Annotated in this window: 2 protein-coding genes and 1 pseudogene; all 3 read right to left on the bottom strand. The window is 73.1% G+C overall.

Annotated features, from left to right (window positions below):
* Window positions 1–469, bottom strand: a 469-nt coding sequence (locus A612_RS12385) for a response regulator (RefSeq protein ID WP_040436809.1), incomplete at its 3' end; no start/stop codon positions are given.
* Window positions 470–490: 21 nt separating this feature from the next.
* Window positions 491–2,389 (bottom strand): type IV pili methyl-accepting chemotaxis transducer N-terminal domain-containing protein, encoded by a 1,899-nt coding sequence (locus A612_RS12380; protein WP_019374785.1) that lies wholly within the window; start codon window positions 2,387–2,389, stop codon window positions 491–493.
* A gap of 56 nt (window positions 2,390–2,445) precedes the next feature.
* A pseudogene (locus A612_RS12375) lies at window positions 2,446–3,089 on the bottom strand (adenosylcobalamin-dependent ribonucleoside-diphosphate reductase); the annotation flags it as partial.

Raw genomic sequence — 3,089 nt, 5'->3', positions numbered from 1 at the left:
CGACCGGCAGCGGCGCGGGAGCCGGCGCCTCCGGTGCGCCCTGGACCTGGAAGGCCGCGATCAGCTTGCCCATCATCTCCGGGCTGACCACCGGCTCGCCGCGCGCGGCGCGGCGGATCGCCTCGGCCAGCAGCTCGCCGTCGATGGTCTTGAGCAGGTAGCCGTGCGCGCCATGGCGCAGCGCGGTCGCCAGGTCGTCGCCGTCCTCGCTCACCGTGAGCATCAGGATGCGGCTCGCGGGCGAGGCCTCGCGCAGCCCGACGATGGCATCCACCCCGCGCACGCCCGGCAGGTGGTTGTCCAGCAGGATGACCTGCGGGGCGAGCTGCGGCACCAGGCGCAGCGCCTCGCCGGCGTCGCCGGCCTCGCCGACCACGCGCAGGTCGGCGTGCTGGCCGAGCAGTGCCACGAGGCCGCGGCGCAGCAGGGTGTGGTCGTCGATCAGGAACAGGGTGATGGGTGTCGGCATGGCATCGCTCGGCAAACGGTGTCAGGTCGCGGTCGGGGCGTCGACGGGCTCACCGTCTGCCGCGCTCGGCGGCAGCTCCAGCACCACGCATGCACCCCTGCCATCCGCCTGGGAATCGATCCGCAGCTGCGCGCCGATCCGCTCGGCGCGCTCGCGCATGATGCCCAAGCCTACATGGAGCGAATCGGGCGGCACGGTGGCGGGATCGAAGCCCCGGCCATCGTCGTGCACCTCGAAGCGCCAGCGCGGGTGCCGCTCGACGCGCACCAGCACGCGGCGCGCGCCGGCGTGCTTGCGCACGTTCGACAGCGCTTCCTGCACGATGTGCAGCACCTGGATCTGCACGTCCGGCGGCAGCGGCCGTCCCTGCCCCGACATGGCCAGCGCGGCCGGCACGCCGGTCTGGTGCTCGAACTTGGACAGCGTCGCGCGCAGCGCGCCCTCGATGTCCTCGTCCTGGGTGCGCGTGCGAAAGTGCACCAGCAGCTCGCGCACGTCGGCGTAGCTCTCGCGCACGCCGGTGTCCAGCTCCTCGATGCTGGCATCGCGCGCCGCCGCGTCGCCGCGCGCCACGGCGCCCTTGAGCAGCTGCACCTGGATCTTCAGGAAGGCCAGCGACTGGGCGATGGAGTCGTGCAGCTCGCGCGCGATCAGGCCGCGCTCGGCCGCCACCGCCGCCTCGCGCTCCAGCGCCGTGGCGCGCAGGCCCTCCATGGAACTGGCCAGGTGGCGCGCCATGCTCTCGAGCAGCTCGTGCGTGTCGTCGGCCATGGCAAAGGGCCGGCGAAAGAACAGCGTCACCTCGGCCAGCAGCCGCTGGTGCAGCCGCACCGGCACGCTGACCACGGTCTGAAAGCCCGCCTCGCGGCAGTGCGGCAGCTGCATCGCCGAGTGCGCCACGATGGGGATCACGCGCATGCGCGCCGTCTCCGGCGGCTGGCCGCACTCGCAGCTGCCGGCGACCACGCAGTGCTCCTCCTCGACCATCGAGGGCGGCAGGCCTTCGGAGGCCAGCAACACATAGCGCTCGTTCGCCACGTCCGACCAGCGCACCGCGGCGGCATCGGCCCCGGCCACGCTGCGCACCTGCTGGACGAAGCCCTGGGTCAGCGCCTCCAGGCTGCCGGCCTCAGCCGCGAGCGCGCTCACTTGGTAGAGGGCCGCCAGGCGCTGGTTCTGCAGCTCGACGCTCGCGGTCTTCTCGCGCACCTTGCGCTCCAGGTCGCGGTGCGAGGCCTGCAGGGCGTGCGCCATGCGGTTGAAGCCGGCGGCCAGCTGGCCGAACTCGTCGTCTGCCTCGACCTCCAGCCGCGTGCCGAGTTCGCCGCGCTGCACGCGCGCGAGCGCCTGCTGCAGCCGCATCACGGGGTTGAGCACCAGCAGGTAGCTCAGCGCCATGAAGGCCACGGCGGCGGCGATCGCCAGCGCCACCATCATCAGCTGGAACAGGTGCAGGCCGGCCGTCCAGCGCGCGATCTGCACCTCGATGGCCTGCACGAAGGCGTCCAGCTCGGTGACGAAGGCATCGCCCCGCTGCAGTGCCTCGCGCCGCCCGGGGGGCTGCGCGCTCCAATCGGCGCGCAGCGCCCGCCACTCGCGCACGATCTCGTGGTAGTGCGCGCGCGTGGCGTCGCTCCAGGGCACGAACAGCGGCCGCGCCGGGTCGCCGGTGCGCAGCAGCTCCAGGCTGGTGTCGAAACCCTGCACCAGCTGCGCGAATTTCTCGGGCGACTCTTCCTGCTGCGCCAGCACCATGCGCAGCATGTTCATGCGCAGCCGCCCGGCCTCGTTCACCGCTGCCGCGCCGCCTTCGAGCTTCCACGTGACCCACAGCGTGAAGCCGATGGAGGCCAGGGCGACGACCAGGAAGGCTGTGCCCATGGCGAGCAGCTTGGTGGAGAGCGTGGGCCGGTGGCGCATCCGCCCAGTGTAGGCGCGGCCGCCCCGCTGGCTTCAGCCGGGGCGGCGCCGCAGGCTCAGCCGCAGCTGCCGAGTGCGCCGCACTGCGTGCAGTAGTCGCAGCCGTCCTTGCGGATCACGGCGTGCGCCCCGCACTCAAAGCACTTCTTGCCGGCCATCGCCGGAGGCGTGGTGCCGGCGGCGATCGGCGGCTCCTCCAGCGGCAGCAGCTGCTGCTGCGGGTCGCTGGTGCGCCGCGCCAGGATGTTCTGCACGGCATAGGCGATGGCCGCGACCTCGGAGTCGTGCCACAGCGGCACCTGCGTGCCGTCGGCGCGCGTGTGCGTGCCCAGCCGCACGGGGCCGCGGTCCCAGGCGACCTTGCGCATGTCCGACAGCGCACGCTCCAGGAAGCCGCCGCGCGCGGCCAGCGACAGCAGGCGCATGCTGGAGGTGATCCACTGCTGCGACTCGCCGCTTTGGCCCACCGGCATGAAGAATTCGATGGCGCGGTCCACCGTCCCGCCACGGCCGTCCGGCACCGGCAGGAAGGAGACGATCAGGTACAGGCGCTTGTGGCCCTCCTGGGTCCAGTACTCGACCTTCTCGGCCACCGCCGCCAGGCCGCCCTTGGGGCGGCTCTCGATCACGGTGCGCATCGGGTCCACCGGCTGCGCGGGCTCCGGCGGGGCCGCAGCCGGGGCCGGCGCCGGGGCGGGGC

Source organism: Melaminivora alkalimesophila (genome assembly GCF_000282995.1).
Classification (GTDB): Bacteria; Pseudomonadota; Gammaproteobacteria; order Burkholderiales; family Burkholderiaceae_C; genus Melaminivora; species Melaminivora alkalimesophila.
This window is presented reverse-complemented; position numbering and strand designations above follow the sequence as displayed.